The sequence below is a fragment of the Marinobacter sp. MBR-105 genome (assembly GCF_053628895.1).
The window spans coordinates 1-5,794 of record NZ_JBRJHG010000036.1; the positions used below are offsets into that span (position 1 = coordinate 1).

The following is a 5,794-nucleotide window of genomic DNA, read 5'->3' on the forward strand; positions in this document are numbered from 1 at the left end:
ACCTTCGATGCCACCGCCGGTGATCTCACCGTGTCTATTGCCACCATCGATAACGGTAACCAGACGATCAATCTGTCGGGTACCACAACGGACGTCGCCCCGAACAGCCAGGTTGAGGTGACCATCACCGATTCCGCTGGCAACGTCGTGAACGCGACCGCCACCGTCGGTGCGAATGGCTCCTATTTCCTGACCGGTGTGGACATTTCCCGCCTGGTCGATGGCAGCCTGACCGTGGAAGCGTTAGCACAGGATCGCAACGGCAATGCTGTGAGTGACTCGGCCAACGGCACCTTCGATGCCACCGCCGGTGCTCTGACCGTCTCTGTCGACACCGTTGATAACACGGCGCAAACCGTGAACCTGTCCGGTACCACCACCGACGTGGCGCCAAATGGACAAATTGCGATTACCATTACCGACTCTGCTGGTAATGCCGTCAATGCCACCACCACCGTCGACGCCGACGGTGCCTACACCCTGACCGGCGTGGATATCGCTAGCCTGGTCGACGGCGACCTGACCGTGGAAGCGTCCGCGCAGGATCGTAACGGCAACGCCCTGACTGACGCGGCCAACGGCGCTTTTGATGCGACCGACGGTGCTCTGACCGTGGCCATTGCCAATGTCGATAACGGTAACCAGACCGCCGATCTGTCCGGCTCGACCACGGACGTGGCACCAAACAGCCAGGTTAACGTGACCATCACCGATTCCGCTGGCAATCTCGTCAACACCACCACGACTGTCGGCGCCGATGGCTCCTACAGCCTGTCCGGCGTCGACATCTCCAGCCTGGTCGACGGCGACCTGACCGTGGAAGCGTTAGCACAGGATCGCAACGGCAATGCCGTCACCAACTCGGCAACCGGCAGCTTTGATGCCACTGCTGGCGATCTCGCCGTGACCATTAGCAACGTCGATAATGGTGCCCAGACTATCGATCTGTCGGGTACCACCACCGACGTGGCCCCGAACAGCGAAGTTGAGGTGACCATCACCGACTCCGCCGGCAACGTCGTTAATACCACCGCCACGGTCGACGCTGACGGTTCCTACACCCTGACCGGCGTGGATATCGCCAGCCTGGTCGATGGCAACCTGACGATCGAAGCCACAGCTCAGGATCGTAACGGCAACGCCGTCACTGACTCCGCCAACGGCTCCCTGGATGCCACCGCCGGTGATTTGACCGTCTCTGTCGACACTGTTGATAGCACAGCTCAAACCGCGAACCTGTCCGGCACCACCACCGACGTGGCCCTGAACAGCCAGGTTGACCTAACCGTCACCGACTCCGCCGGCAATGTCGTCACTGCCACCACGACTGTCGGCGCCGATGGTTCCTACGGTCTGACCGGCGTGGACATCTCCAGCCTGGTCGATGGCAACTTGACCGTGGAAGCCACGGCTCAGGACCGTAACGGCAACGCTGTCTCCGACTCGGCGGCAGGCTCACTTGATGCGACTACCGGTGCTCTGACCGTCTCTCTTGACACCGTGGATAACGCAGCGCAAACCGTCGACCTGTCCGGCACCACGGCCGATGTGGCGCCAAACAGCCAGGTTAACGTGACCATCACCGATTCCGCTGGCAATCTCGTCAACACCACCACGACTGTCGGCGCCGATGGCTCCTACAGCCTGACCGGCGTCGGCATCTCCAGCCTGGTCGATGGCAACCTGACCGTGGAAGCGTCCGCGCAGGATCGTAACGGCAATGCTGTCACTGACTCGGCAACCGGCACCTTCGATGCCACCGCCGGTGATCTGACCGTCTCTGTCGACACCGTTGATAACACGGCGCAAACCGTGAACCTGTCCGGCACCACCACGGACGTGGCGCCGAATGGACAAATTGCGATTACCATCACCGACTCTGCTGGTAATGCCGTCAATGCCACCACCACCGTCGACGCCGATGGTTCCTACAGCCTGACCGGCGTCGACATTTCCAGCCTGGTCGACGGCGACCTGACCGTGGAAGCGTCCGCGCAGGATCGTAACGGCAACGCCCTGACTGACGCGGCCAACGGCGCTTTTGATGCGACCGACGGTGCTCTGACCGTCTCCGTGGACACCATCGACAACACGGCGCAAACCGTGAACCTGTCCGGCACCACCACGGACGTCGCGCCGAATGAGCAAGTTGCGATTACCATCACCGACTCTGCCGGTAATGCCGTCAATGCCACCGCCACCGTGGGTGCCGATGGTTCCTACACCCTGACTGGCGTCGACATCTCCAGCCTGGTCGATGGCAACCTGACGGTCGAAGCCACGGCCCAGGATCGCAACGGCAATGCCGTCACCGACTCGGCAACCGGCACCTTCGATGCCACCGCCGGTGATCTGACCGTCTCTGTCGACACCATCGACAACACGGCGCAAACCGTGAACTTGTCCGGTACTACCACGGACGTGGCGCCGAATGAGCAAGTTGCGATTACCATGACCGATTCGGCTGGCAATATCGTGAACGCCACCGCCACCGTCGGCGCCGATGGTTCCTACAGTCTGACCGGCGTCGACATTTCCAGTCTGGTCGACGGTGACCTGACCGTGGAGGCGTCCGCGCAGGACCGTAACGGCAACGCCCTGACTGACGCGGCCAACGGCGCTTTTGATGCGACCGACGGTGCTCTGACCGTCTCCGTGGACACCATCGACAACACGGCGCAAACCGTGAACCTGTCCGGCACCACCACCGACGTGACGCCGAATGAACAGGTCGACATTGCCATCACCGACTCCGCCGGCAACGTTGTTAGTACCACCGCTACTGTCGACACTGATGGTTCTTACACCCTGACCGGCGTGGATATCGCCAGCCTGGTCGATGGCAACCTGACGATCGAAGCCACAGCTCAGGATCGTAACGGCAATGCCGTCACCGACTCGGCGACCGGCAGCTTTGATGCCACTGCTGGCGATCTCGCCGTGACCATTAGCAACGTCGATAATGATGCCCAGACTATCGATCTGTCGGGTACCACCACCGACGTGGCACCAAACAGCCAGGTTAACGTGACCATCACCGACTCCGCCGGCAACGTCGTTAATACCACCGCTACTGTCGACACTGATGGTTCTTACACCCTGACCGGCGTGGATATTGCCAGCCTGGTCGATGGCAACCTGACGGTCGAAGCCACGGCTCAGGATCGCAACGGCAATGCCGTCACCGACTCGGCAACCGGCACCTTCGATGCCACCGCCGGTGATCTGACCGTCTCTGTCGACACCGTCGACAACACCGCGCAGACCGTGAACCTGTCCGGCACCACCACGGACGTGGCGCCAAATGGACAAATTGCGATTACCATCACCGACTCTGCTGGTAATGCCGTCAATGCCACCACCACCGTCGACGCCGACGGTGCCTACACCCTGACCGGTGTGGACATCTCCAGCCTGGTCGATGGCGTCCTGACCGTGGAAGCGTCCGCTCAGGATCGTAACGGCAATGCCGTGAGTGATTTGGCTACCGGCACCTTCGATGCTACTCCCGGTGCCCTGACCGTCTCTGTCGACACCGTCGATAACACGGCGCAAACCGTGCACTTGTCCGGCACCACGGCCGATGTGGCGCCGAATGAAGAAGTCAGCGTCACCATCACCGATTCCGCTGGCAATGTCGTCAACGCCACCACGACTGTCGGTGCCGATGGCTCCTACACTCTGACCGGCGTCGACATCTCCAGCCTGGTCGACGGCGACCTGACCGTGGAAGCGTTAGCACAGGATCGCAACGGCAATGCCGTCACCGACTCGGCGACCGGCAGCTTTGATGCTACTGCTGGCGATCTCGCCGTGACCATTAGCAACGTCGATAATGATGCCCAGACTATCGATCTGTCGGGTACCACCACCGACGTGGCCCCGAACAGCGAAGTTGAGGTGACCATCACCGACTCGGCTGGCAATATCGTGAACGCAACCTCCACCGTCGGTGCGGATGGTTCCTACAGCCTGACCGGCGTCGGCATCTCCAGCCTGGTCGATGGCAACTTGACCGTGGAAGCCACGGCTCAGGACCGTAACGGCAACGCTGTCTCCGACTCGGCGGCAGGCTCACTTGATGCGACTACCGGTGATCTGACCGTGGCCATTGCCAATGTCGATAACGGTAACCAGACCGCCGATCTGTCCGGCTCGACCACGGACGTGGCGCCAAACAGCCAGGTTAACGTGACCATCACCGATTCCGCTGGCAATCTCGTCAACACCACCACGACTGTCGGCGCCGATGGCTCCTACAGCCTGTCCGGCGTCGACATCTCCAGCCTGGTCGATGGCGTCCTGACCGTGGAAGCCACGGCCCAGGATCGCAACGGCAATGCTGTGAGTGACTCGGCCAACGGCACCTTCGATGCCACCGCCGGTGATCTGACCGTGGCCATTGCCAATGTCGATAACGGTAACCAGACCGCCGATCTGTCCGGCTCGACCACGGACGTGGCACCAAACAGCCAGGTTAACGTGACCATCACCGATTCCGCTGGCAATCTCGTCAACACCACCACGACTGTCGGTGCCGATGGCTCCTACAGTCTGACCGGCGTCGACATCTCCAGCCTGGTCGATGGCAGCCTGACCGTGGAAGCGTCCGCTCAGGATCGTAACGGCAATGCCGTGAGTGATTTGGCAACCGGCACCTTCGATGCTACTCCCGGTGCCCTGACCGTCTCTGTCGACACCGTCGATAACACGGCGCAAACCGTGAACCTGTCCGGCACCACAGCCGATGTGGCGCCGAATGAAGAAGTCAGCGTCACAATTACTGACTCTGCTGGCAATGTCGTCAACGCCACCACGACTGTCGGTGCCGATGGCTCCTACAGCCTGTCCGGCGTCGACATCTCCAGCCTGGTCGACGGTGACCTGACCGTGGAGGCCTCGGCGCAGGACCGCAACGGCAATGCCGTGAGTGACTCGGCCAACGGTGCCCTTGATGCCACCGCCGGTGATCTGACCGTCTCTGTCGACACCGTTGATAACACGGCGCAAACCGCGAACCTGTCCGGTACCACCACCGACGTGGCCCTGAACAGCCAGATTGACCTAACCGTCACCGACTCCGCCGGCAATGTCGTCACTGCCACCACCACCGTGGGTGCCGATGGTTCCTACACCCTGACCGGCGTGGACATCTCCAGCCTGGTCGATGGCGACTTGTCCGTGGAAGCCACGGCTCAGGACCGTAACGGCAACGCTGTCTCCGACTCCGCCAACGGCTCCCTGGATGCCACCGCCGGTGATCTGACCGTCTCTGTCGACACAGTGGATAACGCAGCGCAAACCGTGCACCTGTCCGGCGCCACGGCCGATGTGGCGCCGAATGAAGAAGTCAGCGTCACAATTACTGACTCTGCTGGCAATGTCGTCAACGCCACCACGACTGTCGGTGCCGATGGCTCCTACAGTCTGACCGGCGTCGACATCTCCAGCCTGGTCGACGGTGACCTGACCGTGGAGGCCTCGGCGCAGGACCGCAACGGCAATGCCGTGAGTGACTCGGCCAACGGCACCTTCGATGCCACCGCCGGTGATCTGACCGTCTCTGTCGACACCGTCGACAACACCGCGCAGACCGTGAACCTGTCCGGCACCACCACGGACGTGGCGCCAAATGGGCAAATTGCGATTACCATCACCGACTCTGCCGGTAATGCCGTCAATGCCACCACCACCGTCGACGCCGACGGTGCCTACACCCTGACCGGCGTGGACATTTCCCGCCTGGTCGATGGCAACCTGACGATCGAAGCCACAGCTCAGGATCGTAACGGCA

1 protein-coding gene is annotated in these 5,794 nt (G+C 61.6%); it reads left to right on the forward strand.

Annotated elements, in window-relative coordinates:
• On the forward strand, positions 1-5,794 hold a 5,794-nt coding region (locus ACSSVV_RS20685; RefSeq protein WP_454106945.1), incomplete at both ends, for a hypothetical protein.